General features: G+C 72.8%; 9 protein-coding genes and 1 pseudogene. 3 read left to right on the top strand and 7 right to left on the bottom strand.

The genetic code is table 11. The features are described 5' to 3' along the window. Positions 1–54: 54 nt before the first annotated feature. A complete protein-coding gene (locus ACH4VX_RS12250; protein WP_398367302.1) occupies positions 55–1,317 on the bottom strand; it encodes a serine/threonine-protein kinase in 1,263 nt (420 codons plus the stop codon). Between the two features lie 104 nt (positions 1,318–1,421). Beyond that, a complete protein-coding gene (locus ACH4VX_RS12245) occupies positions 1,422–2,363 on the bottom strand; it encodes a serine/threonine-protein kinase (protein ID WP_398367301.1) in 942 nt (313 codons plus the stop codon). Positions 2,364–2,515: 152 nt separating this feature from the next. Here ACH4VX_RS12245 and ACH4VX_RS12240 point away from each other — a divergent pair, with 152 nt between their 5' ends. Beyond that, positions 2,516–4,513, top strand: coding sequence for an N-6 DNA methylase (locus ACH4VX_RS12240; protein ID WP_398367300.1), 1,998 nt, complete (start codon positions 2,516–2,518; stop codon positions 4,511–4,513). A 2-nt stretch (positions 4,514–4,515) separates the two neighbouring features. Here ACH4VX_RS12240 and ACH4VX_RS12235 read toward each other — a convergent pair whose 3' ends face one another. From ACH4VX_RS12235 to ACH4VX_RS12215, 5 genes are all read right to left on the bottom strand, one after another. Beyond that, on the bottom strand, positions 4,516–5,814 hold the full coding sequence (locus tag ACH4VX_RS12235; RefSeq protein ID WP_398367299.1) for a TIGR02679 family protein: 1,299 nt from the start codon (positions 5,812–5,814) through the stop codon (positions 4,516–4,518). After that, positions 5,811–10,031 (bottom strand): TIGR02680 family protein, encoded by a 4,221-nt coding sequence (locus tag ACH4VX_RS12230; protein WP_398367298.1) that lies wholly within the window; start codon positions 10,029–10,031, stop codon positions 5,811–5,813. Before ACH4VX_RS12230 ends, ACH4VX_RS12235 begins: the two co-directional genes overlap by 4 nt. After that, positions 10,028–11,371 (bottom strand): TIGR02678 family protein, encoded by a 1,344-nt coding sequence (locus tag ACH4VX_RS12225; RefSeq protein WP_398367296.1) that lies wholly within the window; start codon positions 11,369–11,371, stop codon positions 10,028–10,030. The genes ACH4VX_RS12230 and ACH4VX_RS12225 overlap by 4 nt, the downstream gene beginning before the upstream one ends. Beyond that, the gene (locus tag ACH4VX_RS12220; RefSeq protein WP_398367295.1) at positions 11,371–12,960 is read right to left on the bottom strand and encodes a TIGR02677 family protein; all 1,590 of its coding nucleotides are present in this window, start codon (positions 12,958–12,960) and stop codon (positions 11,371–11,373) included. The genes ACH4VX_RS12225 and ACH4VX_RS12220 overlap by 1 nt, the downstream gene beginning before the upstream one ends. 124 nt (positions 12,961–13,084) lie before the next feature. Continuing rightward, positions 13,085–14,452, bottom strand: a complete 1,368-nt coding sequence (locus ACH4VX_RS12215) for an erythromycin esterase family protein (protein WP_398367294.1) — start codon at positions 14,450–14,452, stop codon at positions 13,085–13,087. A 204-nt stretch (positions 14,453–14,656) separates the two neighbouring features. On the opposite strand from ACH4VX_RS12215, the pseudogene ACH4VX_RS12210 reads away from it, so the two are divergent. Both ACH4VX_RS12210 and ACH4VX_RS12205 read left to right on the top strand, forming a co-directional pair. Further along, positions 14,657–15,907 (top strand): annotated as a pseudogene (locus ACH4VX_RS12210) (alpha-amylase family glycosyl hydrolase); the annotation flags it as partial. A gap of 41 nt (positions 15,908–15,948) precedes the next feature. After that, positions 15,949–16,662 carry a nitroreductase family protein gene (locus ACH4VX_RS12205; RefSeq protein WP_398367293.1) on the top strand — a complete coding sequence of 238 codons (714 nt, stop codon included), beginning with the start codon at positions 15,949–15,951 and terminating at the stop codon, positions 16,660–16,662. Positions 16,663–16,776: the final 114 nt, after the last annotated feature.

Genomic DNA, 16,776 nt, shown 5'->3' with positions numbered 1-16,776 from the left:
AACACGCAGTATTTACTGTGAACATAGATTACGAAAAGGTGGGTGCGTGGGCGGTCACGCGATGCGGCCGAGCCGGTCCAGCAGGGTGCGGGCGCGTCCGTGCCGGGGGTCGGGGGCGGGGAGGATGCGGTCCTCGTCGTCGGCCAGTCGCTTCAGCAGTTCCCGCGCCGCGTGACGCTCGCCCGTGCGGGCCAGCAGCACTGCGATCTCGTACCGCGTGTCCAGGACACCGGGGTCGTCGGGCCCGAGGAGGCTGCGCTGCTCGGCTAGGACCGACTTCAGTTCGTCCAGTGCTTCACGGGTGCGGCCGAGGCCGCCCACGCACAGGGCGTGTCCGGCGCGGGCGGCGAGGACGTCGGCCCGGCCGAGGCTGGGGGCGGCCAGGAGGTCGCCGTACTCCTCCAGGGCGCGGGCGGGCCGGCCCGACCGGCGGACGCCGTCGATCTCGGCCAGCCGGGGGTGCGGGATCACCGGCCTCGGCGAGCGTGCCGGGGCGGGCGCCCAGGCGGCTGCCCGTGCGGCCACCTCGGTCGCGGAGGCGGGCCGGTCCTGTGGCTTCTTCTCCAGCAGCGCCTCCACCAGTTCCCGCAGTCCGGCCGGGACGCCGGGGCGGCGTTCGTCGAGCGGTGGCACGGGGTCGTGCGCGTGCCGGTGGTAGAGCAGGAACTGGCTGCCGGCGGCGAAGGGCGGGGCTCCGGTGAGCAGTTCGTAGAGGACGCAGCCCAGTGAGTAGAGGTCGCTGGCGGGCACCGTCTCCCCCACGGCCTGCTCGGGGGCCATGTACATCACCGTGCCGGGTGTGGCGTTCGCCGCGGTGAAGCGGGTCTCGCCGGGCTGCGGGTCGAGGGCGGCGGCGACGCCGAAGTCGAGGACCTTGAGGTCGCCGTCGGGGGTGAGCATCAGGTTCGACGGCTTGAGGTCGCGGTGCACGACGTTCTGGGCGTGGGCGTGGGCGAGCACCTCGGCCGTGCGCCGGGTGACGTCCGCGGCGTGCTCGACGGGCAGCGGGCCCTCGCTCTCGAGGACGGCGTCGAGCGCCCGGCCGGGGACGAGGTCCATGACGAGGTAGAGCCGGCCCTCGTGGCTGCCGTGGTCGTGGACGGCGGGGATGCCCGGGTGGCGCAGTCGGGCGGTGAGACTCGCCTCGCGGAGGAAGCGGCGCTCCAGGGAGGTGAAGTCCGAGGCGCCCGGGCGGGGCGCGAGGAGCTTCACGGCGACCTCGCCGCCGCGCTGCGGGTCGTGTGCCGCCCACACGACTCCCATGCCGCCCCGGCCCAGCTCGCGGGTGAGCTCGTACCGTCCCAGGCTTCGCCGCATCGCGCTCGTCCCCAGTCCCAGTCCCGGCGCCCGTGGCGCCCTTCACTCCCCTGTGCCCGGGGGCGGACTCGCGCACCCGGTCGGCGGGGTCATTTTCGCACCCTTCACACGGGGCTCGGCCCCTGCGGGACCAGGAAGGGACGACGGGGGTCCTCCGGTGGGGCGGGGCGGGTGGCCAGCTCGGGGCCGGGGGCCGGCAGGTAGGGGGCGAGGGCCGCGTACACCTCGGCCGCGGAGGAGGGGCGGTCGTCCGGACGCTTGGCGAGCAGGGCGGTGACCAGTTCCCGCAGGCCGCGCGGTACGTCGACGCCCGAGTCCGTGATCGCGGGCGGCGGTGAGGTCAGGTGGTGGGTCGCCAGCAGCGCCGGCTGGTCGGTGGCGAAGAGCGTCTCGCCGGTGAGCATGTGGTGCAGCAGGCAGCCCACGGCGTAGAGGTCGCTGCGGCCGTCGAGCCGGTCCTGCCCGGAGAGCAGTTCGGGTGAGGCGCACACGATGTTGCCGATGCTGTCCCCGGTCATGGTCAGGCGCGGGTCGGTGTCGCTCAGGACCTTCACCAGTCCGAAGTCCAGGATCTTGACGACACCGTCCCGGCGGACCATGACGTTCTGGGTCTTGAGGTCGCGGTGGACGAGACCGGCCGCGTGGGCGGCCGACAGGCCGGCGCACAGCTGGGCCGCGACGGCGGCGGCCGTGGACACGTCGAACCGGCCGTCGTCCTGCTGGTCGAAGAGGAATTCGAGGGTGGTGCCCTCGATCAGTTCCATGACCAGGCAGCAGGTTCCGTCCGTGATCGACGCGTCGAAGACGGTGGTCGCGTTGGGGTGGTGGAGGCGCGCCGCGGCCTTCGCCTCCCGCTGGAAGCGCCGCAACGCCTCTTCTCGGCTCCGGGGGACGGCGAGCAGGTCCGCCGCGACCGTTTTGACGGCCACGGGTCGCTCCAGGCGCAGGTCACGCCCCTGCCAGACACGGCCCATCGCACCGCGGCCGAGGACCGATGTGAGCTGGTAACGGTCCAGGAGCACCGTTCCCGGCGTGAATTCCTGCATTTCTCCCGTCCTCCACACTTCCCGCACAGCGACTCCGGATATTTGTACTGTGAACAGAGTTAATGAGCGTAGTAGCCTCTCATGTACAGCCACACAGAGCCCCGTCCACCGCCGGCCCGTACGCAAGCGCCCCAGCACTTCGGAGACTGTCGATGAGTACAACCGATTCCGTACCCGTCAGCCTCGCCGAGATCGCCCGGATCGCCGGCGTGGGACGTGCCGCGGTGAGCAACTGGCGGCGGCGCCATGACTCCTTCCCCACGCGCATCGGCGGCACGGACGTCAGTCCTCAGTTCTCCCTGGCCGAGGTCGAGCAGTGGCTGAGGGACAACGGCAAACTCGACTCCATCGGGGGGCGCGAGCTTCTGTGGCCCCGGTTCGAGGCGCTGGGCAGCAGGGACGAGTCGGGCCTGGCCATCGCCGAGGCGGCCCGCCGCATGCGCTCCCCCCGGGCACGCGGCTCGCACACGGAACTCACGGCGGAGGCCGAGGAGTTGGCGGTCGAGGCGGCGAAGCTGGGGCGGAAGGAGGGGGCGCGAGAGACGTTCGAGTTCCTGCTGCAGCGGTGGCTCGAGACGCATGTACGTCAGCTGAGTACGACACCTCCACCGCTCGCCGCGCTGATGGCACGGATCGCGCTCGGCGTCCGCGTCGGCGGGAGCGGCGAAGAAGCCGACGAGAAGCTCACCGTTCTCGACCCGGCTTGCGGAACGGGGCACTTGGCGGCCGCGGCCGTACAGGAGGGCGCGGGCTCGGGTCTGTCGGTGCTGGCGTGCGAGCGGGATCCCGCCCTCGCCGCGCTGGCGTCCGCACGGCTGGCGTTCCTCACGGACGACCACGACGTCCGTACGGAGATCGCCACGGCGGACGCCCTGCGCGAGGATCCGTTCGTCGGCGCGCGGGTGGACATCGCGCTCTGCAACCCGCCGTTCAACGAACGGGACTGGGGCTACGCGGAACTCGCCACCGACCAGCGCTGGACGCACGGTCTCCCGCCGCGGACCGAGCCGGAACTGGCCTGGGTTCAGCACCTGTTCGCCCACCTCAAGCCGGGCGGGGCGGCCGTCGTCGTCCTGCCTCCGGCGGTCGCCTCACGCAAGGCGGGCCGGCGTATCCGGGGCTCCCTGCTGCGGACCGGCGCCCTCCGCGCCGTGGTGGCCCTCCCGCCCGGCAGTGCCCAGCCGCACAGCGTCTCGCTCCAGCTGTGGATCCTCAGAGCGGCACCGGACGGCACGGCCGCGGTGCCGCCCGGGCAGGACGTGCTCCTGGTCGACGCGACACGCTTCGCCAGGACCGGCACGCGTGAATCCGGCCCCGACTGGGAGTCGCTGCGGGCCTTTTCCCTCTCCGCGCTGGAGGCCCTCGACCGCCCGGACTCCGATCTGCCGGACGGTGCCGTCCGCGTTCCCCTCATCGAACTCCTGGACGACGAGGTGGACGTCACCCCCGGGCGTTACGCGTCGGTGACCGCCGAGCCCTCCGGCCTCGAACTCGCGGCGGCCTGGCGGGAAGCGGGAACGGCGCTGACCGACCTGGCCCGCCGAGCCGAACGGCTGTCGGAACTGAGGTTCTCGGCAGACCGGCCGCAGACCACGACCAGCGTGGGCGACCTCGTCAAGGCCGGTGCTCTGTCGTTGCGTTCCGGACAACAGACGCTGGACGGCACGGCGGCACCCGGCAGGAACTCCGTGCCTCTCCTCACGGTTGCCGACCTGCTGACGGACGGCGCTCCCAGCGGGCTCGTCGCCGCCGGATCGGCGCCCGTGATCGTCGAGGAGGGCGACGTCGTGGTCGCCGGTGTCGTGCGCGCGTACCGGGCATGGGTGCACGAAGGGCCCCCGATGGCCCTGGGGCCGCAGCTGCACGCCCTGCGGGTGGACTCGGCCAAACTGAACGCGCACTTCCTCGCCGGCTGTCTGCGCGCGCCCTCCAACGGACGTCAGGCGGGCACCCACGCCTCCAGTTCGTCACGGGTCGACATACGGCGCCTGCAGGTGCTCCAACTCCCCTTGGCGGAACAGGCCGCGTACGCCGAGGTCTTCCAGAGCCTCAGGGACTTCGAGGCGCACCTCGGCAGCGTCGACGACCTGGGCAGAGGACTGGTGAGCGATGTGTCCGACCTGCTCGCGGCGGGCGGGCTCGGCGTCTGACCTCACCCGAGGTCCTTCAGGAGCAGGTCCAGCGTCGCCTCCTCGTGCAGGGCGATGCCCAATGCCTCCATGGCAGGAGCCAGTTCCGGGTCCCACGCGGCCTCCACCGGTGGGCCGGTGAGAGGAAGAGGCGGGGTGCCGTGCAGTCGGGTGCGGGTCGCCAGGTGCTCGTAGTCGGGGGCGCGCATGCGCCACGGTTCGGCGGCGTAGCGCTGGGTGATGCGGTTGGCGAGTGCGATGCCGGGCCAGTCGAAGTCGCCGTGGTAGGCGAAGACGCAGCCGGCCGCCGCCAGGGCGTCGAGGAGGGTGAGGACGACCGTCGTCGCGCTGCCCGAGGTGCAGACCAGGGGGGCCGTGCGGGCGGTGTCGGCGGCGGCCTCGACCACGCGGGGGTTCTCGCAGACGTGGACCCGGGTGCCGGGTGGTAGCCGCAGGGTCAGGGTGCGCAGTTCGCGCAGGGTCAGGTGGGTTTCCATGTGGTGGCCGGCGCGCTCGCGCAGGGCCGCCTCCTGCCAGGTGCCGCCGGTGGGGCGCAGGCCGTGGGTGAGGACCGTGCTGGAGACCTCGTCCGGGATGACCGAGGCCGTGCGCCACAGGGCCCGGCGGGTGGGGGCGTCGGTGGGGAACCCGGTGTCGTGCGCCAGGGCGATGCCGCGCAGGACCAGCCGGGACAGCAGTGTGCCGTCGTCCAGGCCGTGGGCGGAGCCGGTGGCTCGGGTGGCCAGTTCGCCGCGGCCCCAGGAGGCCGGGGCGGAGTGCGCGTCGCCGTCCGGGAAGAGGGTCGCCAGGGTGCGGATCGCCTGGGTGACGACCGTGGTCGCGGTGTGCGGGTCCTGGCGGGCGAGGGTGCCGCCGCGGCGCAGGTCCTCCAGCCACTGTGCCGTCCAGGGCCGGGACGACAGGGAGGTGGATTCCAGCTCCGCTCGGGCCGTCGACCACACGTGGGCCCGCTCCGCCGCCGCCTCGTCGCGGAGCGCCCTGCGGTCCGTCAGGGGCGGGCCCAGTTCCTCCAGGGTCGCGGCCAGGCCCCGGCCGGCCGCGCTGGCGCGCAGGCGGGCGTCCAGGTCGGGGAGGCTGATCGTGGCGGTGGGGCCGGTGACCGGTCTGGCCAGGAGGAGGGAGAGTGCCTCGCGTTCCGGTGCGTCCAGGTGCTGGAGCCTCATGGTTCCGGTCGGCTGGAGGCCCTGGCGCTCGAGGCGGGCGCGGGCCGCCGTCCAGAGGCGGGTGAGGCCCGGCCGGGTGAGGAAGGCGAGGGTCCCGGCGTCCAGGGAACCCGCGTCGGCGCGTCCGGGTCGGCTCATACCGGCATCAGTCTCCGCTGCCGTCCGTTCCACGTGTAGTGGAGCGTCGCCACGCCCCGTACGTGCGGGTCGCGCAGGCACTCGTAGATGTGCAGGGACGGCACGTCGGGCCAGTTGCCGATCAGGCGTTCGCTGGTGAGGACGAAGTCGAGGTCCAGGTCGACCAGGATGCGGCCGAGGCGGGCGTGCGTGGGCTCGTCGACCTTGGCGAACGCGTCGTCGAGGAGGATCAGGCGGGGTGTGTGCGGGGCGGTGTCGGCGAGGCCGGTGAAGTGCGCCGCCGCCGCGGCGAAGAGGACCAGGTAGGACAGGACCCGCTGTTCGCCCTGGCTCAGGCCGGTGCGGCCGGAGAGCTTGCGGCGGCTGTTCGGTGCCGCGTCGTCCACCACCCAGGGGGTGAACGCGAACCAGCCGCGGTAGTCCAGGGCGGTGCGCAGGTGGGCCGCGTAACCGGCGGCCGGGTCGGCGCGGCGGGCGTCCTCGATCCGGCGCTGGAGGACGTCGCGGAGCTGCTCGGACTGCTCGCGGGTGCGCAGGCCCGAAGGGCTGCGCAGGAGGTCGACGGCCGCCTTGACGTCCGCTTCCACCCCGTCGGCGAGCTTCCAGTCGAGGGTGACGCCGAGGCCGTGCGACGTGCGGACCGTGGCGAGGGTGGTGTTGAGGGCGGTGACCAGGGCGCCGGCCGCCAGCACCTGTGCGGACAGGTGGTCGCCCAGCTCTCCGGTCAGGAAGCGCTGGAAGACCTCGCGTTCGCGTTCCGTGAGGCGGTCGCGTGCTTCGGCGGCCTCGGTCGCGATGCGCCCGCCGACCCGGGCGATGTCGCTGGGGCCCTGGTCGTTGACGAGGCGGCACAGCTTGATGCCGTCGTGTTCCTCGATGGTCGCGTCGTAGCCGCCGGAGAGCTGGTCGCGCAGGTCGGTGTGGCGGTTGAGGAGGGTGGTGTCGGAGACGTCGAGGCGTTCGGCGTCCAGGCCCCGGCGCACCGCGTCGATCAGCCGGCCCAGTGCGGTGATGCGCTCCTTCGCGTCGTGGTGGAGGGGGTCCGGGGACTTGAGGGCTCCCTCGTCCGCGTCGGCGTCGAGACCCGCTCCCCCCAGGACGCCCGACAACGACAGGGCAGCACGCAGTCTGCTGCCGCAGGCCAGCACCTCGGCCTCCTGGGTGGTGAGTGCCTCGCGCCGGGTCCGCTCGTCCTCCTCCGCCCGTACGCGGTGGTCGTGCACCTCGTCCCGGTCCCGCCGCGCGGGCGGGAGCTGGCGTTCCACGGCGTCCAGGCGGCGCTTCGCCTCGGACTCGCGGTCGAGGATCTCCTGCTCCGTGGCGCCGAGGGCCTCTTCCAGGGCCCGGACGGTACGGCGGGCGGTCTCCAGGCGGCCGAGCGGGCCGGCGTAGTCCGTCTCGGCCTCCCGGCGGGCCGAGGCGGCGCGCTCGTGGTCCGTCCGGCCGGCGCGGTGGCCCTCGACCGTGGACAGGACCGCGCGGATCCGCAGCCGCAGTTGCTGCGTGCCCTGCCCGAGGCGGTCCAGGGCGAGGCGGACCGTTTCGAGCGCGGCCGGGTCCGCCGGGAGGTCCTGGGCGCTCGCCGTCGCTTCGGTCTCGCGTCGGGCGGTGACCGCGCGGGCGCGTGCCCGCTGTGCCTCGCGGGTGGCCGTGGACGCCTGCGAGGCGAGGGACTCGGCGGCGCGTTCGGCCTCGGTGGTACGGGCCCACGCTTCCGTCAGTCCCCGTGCCGAGGGCGGTCGGCGCAGGGTGTCGACGGCCTGGTCGCGGTGGTCGGTGAGGACGCGCAGCCGGTGCCGGTGCTCCTCCAGCTCGCTCTCCGTGTCACTCAGTCGGCGATCGATGTCCGCCAGCGTGCGGCGGCGGGTCTCCGCTCGTACCTCCGCGCCCACGTACTCGGCGGCCTGCTTGGTGTGGCGGCCGCGGGCGATGCCGAGCCGCCAGGAACCGTCGGTGCCGATCGCGGTGTGCGGCCGCCTCGATGTCTCGGCAGGTGTGCCGGCAGGTGTGCCGGCATCGCTGTCGAAAGCTCCGCCCTCGGTCAGCGCCACCGCCCTCAGCACGTGCTCGACCCGCTCCGCCGTCACTCCGCTGTCCGGTGCTGCGACCGGGCGCAGTACGCGGGTGAGTGACGGTCCCGCGACCGGGGCCGTCGGAACCAGGAGGGTGTCGCGCGTGGCCGGGTCGAGGACCGTACCGTCGGCGCGCACCCAGGCGTCGAGCAGACCGCTCGCCTCCAGCGCGGCTTCCAGCCCTGCCCGCGCCTCCGGCCCCAGGTCGGGGGCGAAGTCCACCAGGCGGTACAGGGGCGCGCCCGTGCCGGGTGCCCGGGGAGCCGTGCGGTGGGGCGGGGGCGGAGGCTCGGGGTCGGTGCGGCGTTCCCATTCGGCTCGTCGGCGCCTCAGGCCGTCCCGTTCGGTTTCCAGTCCGTGGACGGTCAGGGAGAGGGCGTCGCGCTTCTCGCCCAGGTCCGTCAGCCAGGGATCGACGGCGGTCCGGGCCGCGTCCGTCACCTCGTCGGGGGTCCGGGCGGGCAGCGGGCCGTCGGCCGGGTCGTGTGCGATCAGGGCGAGCACCGTGTCCAGGGGCAGCCCGGTGAGCTTGCGCAGTCGCTCGGTCCACGATCCGGCCGCGTCCGCGTAGACCGTTCCCTCGCGCACGGTTTCCCGCCGGCGCTGCTCCGCCCAGGTGCGTGCGTGTTCCGCCTGTTCTTCCAGGCGCTCTCGGGCGGCGTCGGCCTCGTCCGCCTCCCGCCGGGCCTCGTCCGACCGCTCGATGAGGGCGCCCAGTTCGGTGACGAACCGGGACCGGTTCCTGATCACCGGCTGTGCGGCGTCGAGCCGGGCGTCCCAGGCGTGCAGTGCGGTCGTGCAGTTCTCGGTGTCGACCGCCATCACTTCGCCGTGCCGGACCAGGTGGAAGTCGCCGTCCGGGGCGGTCAGCTGGACGGTGGTGGCCGTCGTGACCGGCGCGACGGGTGTCGCCACGGGCTCACCGATGTGCACGGGGTCCACCCCGGACCGTTCGGCCTCCCGCAGCAACGCGCCGTGCGCGGTGCTCAGTTCCACGAGTTCCTCGCCGAGCCGCCCGGCCTCGGCGGTGAGGCGCCGCCCGGCCTCCTCCTCGCCCAGGTGCGCCTGGCGGACGGCCTTGAAGGCGGTGCCTGCCGCGCTGTGCAGGGCGGTGACGGTGGCGCGCTTCTCACCGAGTTCCCGCAGGCCGCGGTATCCGGCACTGGCGTGCAGTGCGGCCAGGTCCGTCGCGGCCGCGTTCGACTCCCCTTCGAGGACTTCGATGCGGGCGTCGAGTTCCCGCTCGCGCCCGCGGAGTTCCTCCGCCGTGCGCGCCGCGTCGCCCGCGGACCTGCGGTGTTCCGTCAGCCGCTCCAGCTCACCGCTCGCCGCGTCCGTACGGCGGCGCAACGCCCCGTGCAGGTAGCCGCGGTAGCCGGTGAGGAAGGTGCGCAGTGCCCGGTCGGTGCGTTCGAGGCGGCCGAGGTAGGCCCGGACGGAGTCGAGGTCGTCCAGGCTGCGGGCCACCTTCTCCACGACCTCGTCGTCGAGGGCCGGCAGGGTCTCGGCGAGGACCTGTACGAGTCCGCCGGAGTCGATGCGGTCGCCGATGGTGGGGCGGCGCAGCCGGTGCATGAGGTGGAGCAGGTTGCGGTAGCGCGCCGGGTCGGTGAGGCCGAACAGGTCACGGGCGACCGTGGCCCGGTGCTCGACGGCACGGTCGGTGACGTTCTCCGGGCCGACCAGTGTCTTCAGTCGGTCGACGGGGAGGGGGTGGCCGGCGGGGGCGAGGTCGAGGTCCTCTCCGACCCGCAGCGGGGTGGTGAAGAAGAAGGGCTTCGCCGTCTTGGTCGACCGGGACGCCCGCACGGCCGCGCCGACGGTCAGATGGTGGTCGTTCCCCTGCTCGTCCGTCCGCGCGAACTCCAGCCACAGGTAGCCCAGCCGGTTGGTCTGCGCGAAGCCGTCGAGCATCAGCCAGGCCAGGGTGGTGCGTCCGGTTCCCGTGGCGTCCAGCGCGCGGGCGTCGCCGTCGAGGAGGTAGGGCAGCAGCATCTCCAGCGCCTTGGACTTGCCGGCGCCGTTCTTGCCGCGCAGCAGGAGGCGGCCCTCGCCGAAGGTGAACTCCTGGTGGTCGTACTGCCACACGTTCCGGATGCCCGCGCGGTGCAGTCGGTAGCGGTGCGGGGACGGCGGGCGGTTCATCGGGGCGACTCCTCGGACACGGCGTCCGCTGGGGACCGGGTGGGGGTGGTACGGGACTTGACCGCCACCGTGGTGGCGTACCGGGCTGCCGCGGCGAGCAGGATCCAGCCGCCGTCTGCGGGGCCTCGGCCGCGCGCACGCGAGACGTCGGTGACGGAGCGGCCGTCGGCAACCGTCTCCTCGTAGCCCTCGGGCAGGCCGTGGCCGTCCGCGCGGACGGGGCCGGCGGGTGCGATCAGGCGCATCCTGACGAGGAGGTCGAGTACGGCGTCGAGGAATCCGTCCCGGTCCTCCAGGTGGCCGCGCTGCCAGTTGCCGCGCTTTCCGTACTCCTCGACGAGTTCGTCGAGCAGGCCGGGCAGCAGTCCGTCGGGGACGGGTACGCCGATGACGAGCCGACCGCCGACCGCCGGATGGCCGGGGTCGTCGGGTCGCAGCCGGGCGACCAGCCGTTCCACGAGGAGCAGCGCGGCCTGGGCGACCGTGCCGGTGCCCGGGAGACGCAGGTCGGTGAGTTCGTCGTCCGTGTCGATCAGGGCGATGCCCTCGGCGCGGATCTCGGCCTCCAGGCCGAGCAGTTCGGAGAATGCCTGTGCCTCGCGCCGCTGCCGGGTGCGCAGCCATTCGCGCTCGGCGTCGGTGAGGTCGTCGAGGTGGACGACGGGGGTTTCGACGAGACGGCGCCGGACGTACGTACGGGGCCCTCCGAAGCCGGGGTCGGCGGCCCGGCGCACGAGGTCGGCGCCGTCGCGGCTCTGGGCGAGCGGGCCGGCGACGACGGCTCGCGCGATGTCGCGGTCCACGGTGAGCAGCGCCTCCCCGGCCCGCTCCTCGGCGACGGCCGCCACCTGGCCCTCGGTCTCCACCAGGACGCCCCAGTCGACGAGCTGCCGCAGGGCGGCCGCGAGGGTCCGCCGTTCGGCCTGCCGTCCGGTGTCGGTGACGTCGATGCCGGCGTCGACGGCCGCGGCGCGCAGGTCGGCGACGAGCTGGGACAGCAGGAGCTGTTCCGGGGCGGTGACGAGGACGGACAGGGCGAGGGCCAGGTAGGCGTACGTCCGTGGGGTGAACGGCGTACCGGTCGACGGCCGCTGAAGGCGGTGGCCCGAGTCCGGGCCGAGGCCCGCCTTGAACAGCCGGGCGTAGGAGGACTCGACCAGCAGGCGGTAGCCGAACACCTGCTGGAAGCGCTGGGCGAGCCAGTCGGCGTGGCGGCGGATCAGGGGGAACGTGTCGCTGTGCGGTCCGGTGCTGGTGACCAGCGGGTGGGCCAGCAGGAGCCGGGCGGCGGTGCGGCGCTCGGCCGCGAGGGCGACGTCATGGGCGGAGGGCAGGGGCATCAGGCGCTCGCCTCCCGCGCCGCGGATGCGGAGGTGCTCTCGACGGTCACGGTGAGGTCGTCCGCGGTCAGGTCGCCGTCCACGGACCGCAGGACGGTGGACCGGCCGGGTGTGCGCCACGCGGTGAGCCGGATGGCGAGGTCCGCGTCGTCGGCCTGCGCGCCGTCGAGCAGGAAGTCGTCCGCGTCCTGGTGCAGCCGGGCGTTGCCGAGGGCGGTGGTGAGCAGTTCCAGCAGCAGCCGCATGGCCGGGGCGCCGAGTCGTACCTGGTCGAAACGACCGGAGGCGCTGCGCAGTTCGTCGGCCGCCGCCTGCCGGGCCTCGGCCTGCTGCCGCGCCTCGTCCATGAGGCGGCGCTTCTGCTCGGAGTGGTCCTCGGCCGCCGCCGCGCGTCCGCGCGGCGACCTGCTGCCACGCTCGCGCAGCGCCACCGGAACGTCCACCACGGGTCCGGTCCACCAGCTCACATGGGCCGGTACGGACCGGTCGGGGTCGGGCGCGACTCCCAGGTGCCGCGCGCCGTAGAGCCCGAAGGCGGCGACCGCCAGGTCGTGGGCCTCCTCCGGTTCCGCGGCGTCGAACCAGGCCGCGAGCCGCAGCAGGTCCTTGCGGCGGGACATCTCGCCGGAGGCCGAGCGCAGCATCCGCTTGGCGTTGGCGAGGAGGGACTGCAGGGCGCGCAGGGTCGCGTCCCGCAGCTGGTCCACCTGGCTGGAGTGCGCTCCGGTGGCGGTGAACCACTCCCGCATGCCCTCCCAGTCCGCCAGGTCCCGGCCGCGGCTGCGCTGCACCCGGGTCTCGGGCAGTCCGTCGGCGAGTGCTCCGATGCCCGCCGTGTGCGCGTCGATCCGGGCGAGCAGCGCGGGCAGGTGGGGCCGGACGGCGTCCAGGTGGGCCGCGATGCGCGGGGCCCTGAAGGAGACGTCCTCGGTGATGGCCTGCACGTAGTCGAGCAGGAGTTCCTTGAACCCCTGGTACTCGGCCGAGTCGAGGTCGTAGCGCGCCAGCACCTGGCCCAGGTAGGCGTAGAAGTCGCGGACGGACTCGGCGAAGTCGGCGAACTGGACGAAGAGGGTGCTGATCCGCTCCAGCGCCCGCTGCGGATCCGCGCCGCCCGGCGCCGCGGCCATGGCGGCGATCTCGCGCAGACCGCGGTCGACCAGGGCCAGCAGCTCGCTGCTCACCTCGCGGGCCGCGTCCGCCCCGGACAGCACCTCGTCCGCGTCGCGCTGCACCCGCTCCCCCAGCTTGGAGAGCTGGTAGCGGGAGCGGGAGCGCTGGTACTCGGAGATGCTCGTCGCCCTGACGGTGTGGGTGCTGCGCAGCAGGTTGCCCCAGCGCACGAGCTCCTCGAGCCTGCGGGTGAGCGTCTCCGCGTCCGGTCCCGCCCCCGGGCCGCCGCGCTCGGCCAGCCTGCCGAGCAGGTCGGGCACGGACAGGTCCGCCAGCAGCGTGCCGCAGAACACGCGCATCACCGCGATGTACTCCAGGCGCTCGGGCGCGCTGAGGTAGGCGTACGCGCTGAGCCGCTGCCAGTCCTCCGCGTCCGTTCCCTGCCCCTGCGGTGCGTTTCCTTCTTTCCCCTCCACACCGTCGAGACTACGGACCGCCACTGACAGCGCACAGCGGGGTGGGGGACGACCGGCCGATCAGATGCCCCACCTGATCACATACGGACATGATCGGTCGCTTTTACGCCGGGCCGGTCAGGAATCACGGGTTGCCCAGGTACGTGGTCGCCTCGACCTCGTTCAGGTGGATGAGGATGTCGTGGGCCTCGCCGAGGGCGATCCTGTATTCCATGGGGTCGGGCCAGCCGGCGCCGATGTTCCGGGTGGGGCGCGGCTCGGCCAGCCAGGTGCGCACGGAGCGGGGAGCGGTGCGCATGTCCAGGACGTAGTCGCGTTGGCGGGCCCGGTCCAGGGTGTGTTCGTTGGAACCCGGCCGCGCGGCGTCCACGCGGTAGGTGCGGATCACGTTGTCGTCGGTGCCGAACGCCTTGAAGGCGCCGCTGTGGAAGCTGAAGCCGATGCTGACGTAGTCCCCGCCCAGCGAGTCGCGCAGGAAGGCGCCCTGCGTCTTCGGGTAGCGCGGGTCGAAGGCGTCGTAGGAGACGTGGGTGTTGTGGGCCGACAGCAGGATCCGGTCGCCGGTGTGCTTGTGCCACCAGGCCACGTTCTCGGCCATCACCCGGTCGCGGTACTTCATCATCTCCGTGACCCGGGCCTCGTCGGTGATGTCGTAGGAATAGCCCTCGGCCATCTGGTGGATGGCCCTGGCGTGCTGGACCGCCCAGAGGTGCTCCTGCGCGCTCGTGCCGGGGGCCGGGGGCTGCTTCCGGAGCAGTTCGAGCACCTTCCGGGTGCGTTCGGCGCGCTTCTCGCGTTCGGGCAGGGGTAGTTGGAGGTAGCGCTCCAGGTAGGTGGCGGCGTCGGCGGTCGGAGCCAGGCCGTCGTAGAGGGCGGCGACGCGTGACCGCAGGTGCGGGTGGTCGCGGGCCACGTGGTCCGTCACCCGCCGGTACAGCTCCGGTCCGGCGTAGCCCATGTCGTTGCCCGCGAAGCGCACGGGGTCGGCGGGATGGTGGCGGTTGTGGGCGCGCATCCACTCGATGAGGTTCAGGTAGTCCGCGTTGTTCCAGATGCGGTAGGAGCCCTGGAACTCCTCGCGCGCGATGCGGTCGAGGTCGCCCTTGCCGTACAGCACGTACTCGTTGACGCGGACGCCGCTGCTCCAGGGCAGTTCCAGGGAGAAGGTCCTGAAGCCCTTCTCCTCGACCAGGTAGCGGAAGACCCGGTGCTTCATCCGGAAGAAGTCCCGGGATCCGTGGGTGGCCTCGCCCAGGCCCACCACCTCGGCGTCCCCCACCATGCGGCCCAGCGCGGTCAAGTCCCGCAGGCTGCCTGCGGGTTCGGTGCTCCTCAGCGTGTGGGCGCTGCGCTCGATCGCGTCGACCACGCTCGGCACGGTCCGGGCGGAAGGGTGCTTCGGTGTGTCCCCGGCGGCCGGCGCGGCAACCGCCACGGCACCCAGGGAGAGGAGGAGGGCCGAGGAGAGTACTGCCGCCTTGCGTGGTGTCATGCCAGTAGGTTTCCGCGCGCGCCACTGCCCGCGCCAACCCCCGTACTGCCCACTTCCCGGTACCGCAGGCACTACCGGACCGACCCCGCGAGGGAAAGGCGGGGCCGGTCCGGTGCGGCGGCGGGACGCGCGGAGCGTCAGCCGCGCCAGGTGTCGTTCAGGGTGATCTTCGTGGAGGTGACGGTCGCCGTGCGGTTGGCACCGCTCTCCCACAACTGCTGGATCGGCAACTGGGAGGGCGAGGACTCCCGTTCCTGCTGGCTGCACGAGGACCTCGCCGACTTCAACACCGAGAACGCGCAGGTGCAGAACCATCTGATCGGCGCGTACAACAAGTACATCGACATGGGCGTCGACGACTTCCGCGTCGACACGGCCGTCCACATCCCGCGCACCACCTGGAACCGCCGCTTCCTGCCCGCGATCCAGGAGCGCGTCACCCAGCAGCACGGCGCCGAGGCCGCGAAGAACTTCTTCGTCTTCGGCGAGGTCGCCGCCTTCGTCAACGACAAGTGGAACCGCGGCTCGGTCAACCACTCCGCCCAGTTCTTCACGTGGAAGGAGCGCGAGGAGTACAGCGCCGACGACGCGAAGGCGGCCCTGGAGATGTACGACTACGAGCAGCAGCAGGACACGGGGAACCAGCCCACCTCCACCAACGCCTTCCTCCAAGGCAACGCCTACCACGCCCCCGACCACAGCCGCTTCTCCGGCATGAACGTCATCGACATGCGCATGCACATGAACTTCGGTGACGCGAGCAACGCCTTCCACAACGGCAAGGACTCCGACGACAGTTACCACGACGCCACGTACAACGTCGTCTACGTCGACAGCCACGACTACGGGCCCAACAAGAGCAGCGAACGCTACACGGGCGGCACCGACGCCTGGGCCGAGAACATGTCCCTGATGTGGACGTTCCGCGGCATCCCCACCCTCTACTACGGCTCGGAGACCGAGTTCCAGAAGGGCAAGAAGATCGACTGCGGCCCGAGTTGCCCGCTGGCCACGACCGGCCGCGCCTATTACGGCGATCATGTCGCCGGCGAGGTGAAGTCCTCCGACTTCTCCGAGGTCGACTCCGCCACCGGTGCCGTCGCCACCACGCTGCAACAGCCCCTGGTCAAGCACGTACAGCGCCTGAACCGGATCCGCCGGGCCGTCCCCGCCCTCCAGATGGGCCAGTACTCCACGGACGGCATCACCGGCGACATGGCCTTCAAGCGCCGCTACACCAGTGGGGGCACGGACAGCTTCGCCCTCGTCACCGTCTCGGGCGGGGCGACCTACACCGGCGTTCCCGACGGCACCTACCGGGACGCGGTCACCGGCGACACCCGGACCGTCACCGACGGCAGGCTCACGGTGGCCGCGCCCGGGAAGGGGAACCTGCGGGTGTACGTGCTGAACGGCAACGGGAAGATCGGGACTGACGGTCCCTATCTCAAGTAGAGGCGGGTCAAGCGGTGTTCGCAGTCCCTACACTCACGATCATGACCACTGAGACCCCCTCCTCCGAACCGGCTCTCTTCGCGACCATGTCCACCATGCGGGCCATGCGGCGCCTGAAGCCCGACCCGGTGCCCGACGAACTCCTGGACCGGCTGATACAGGCGGCCGTCTGGGGTCCCAGCGGCGGCAACATGCAGCGCTACGAGTACGTCGTCGTCACCGACCCCGCGGTCATGGCCGGGCTCGCGCCGCTGTGGAAGCGGTGCGTGGACGCGTACCTGGCCACGACCGGCAAGTACGCCCCCGCCGGAATGGACGAGGCCGCGTACGCGCGCATGGTCGCCGCCATCGAGTACCAGCGCGACCACTTCGCCGAGACCCCGGCGCTGATCATCCCCTGCTACCGGTTCCCGGAGCCGAGGATCGAGCAGGAGGGCCTGCGTCTCTACGCCGAAGCGCTCGGCGCCGAGGCGACGGAGCGCATGGGGCGGATCCAGGAGCGCTTCTCCGCCCTCGCGGAGGGCTCCTGTGTCTACCCGGGCGTGCAGAACCTGCTGCTCGCCGCGCGGGCCCTGGGCCTGGCCGCCAACATCACCATCTGGCACCTGTTCCTGGAGAACGAGTGGAAGGCGGCGCTGGGCATCCCCGAGGACATGAACACCTTCGCGGCCATCCCGGTGGGATGGCCGAGTGGCAGGTTCGGTCCGGTGAGCCGCCGCCCGGTCGAGGAGGTCGTGCACCGCGACCGCTGGTAGGCCGCACGGTGCCCCCGAACCCGGACGGGCCCGGCCCCCCCCCCCGGGCGGGGCGGCCCGGGGGGGGGGGGGGGGGGGGGGCCCCCCGCGGGGGCGGCGCCAGGGGGTGGGGCC

It is taken from the genome of Streptomyces sp. NPDC020731, from assembly GCF_044334705.1.
In the GTDB taxonomy this organism is placed as follows: Bacteria; Actinomycetota; Actinomycetes; order Streptomycetales; family Streptomycetaceae; genus Streptomyces.
This window is presented reverse-complemented; position numbering and strand designations above follow the sequence as displayed.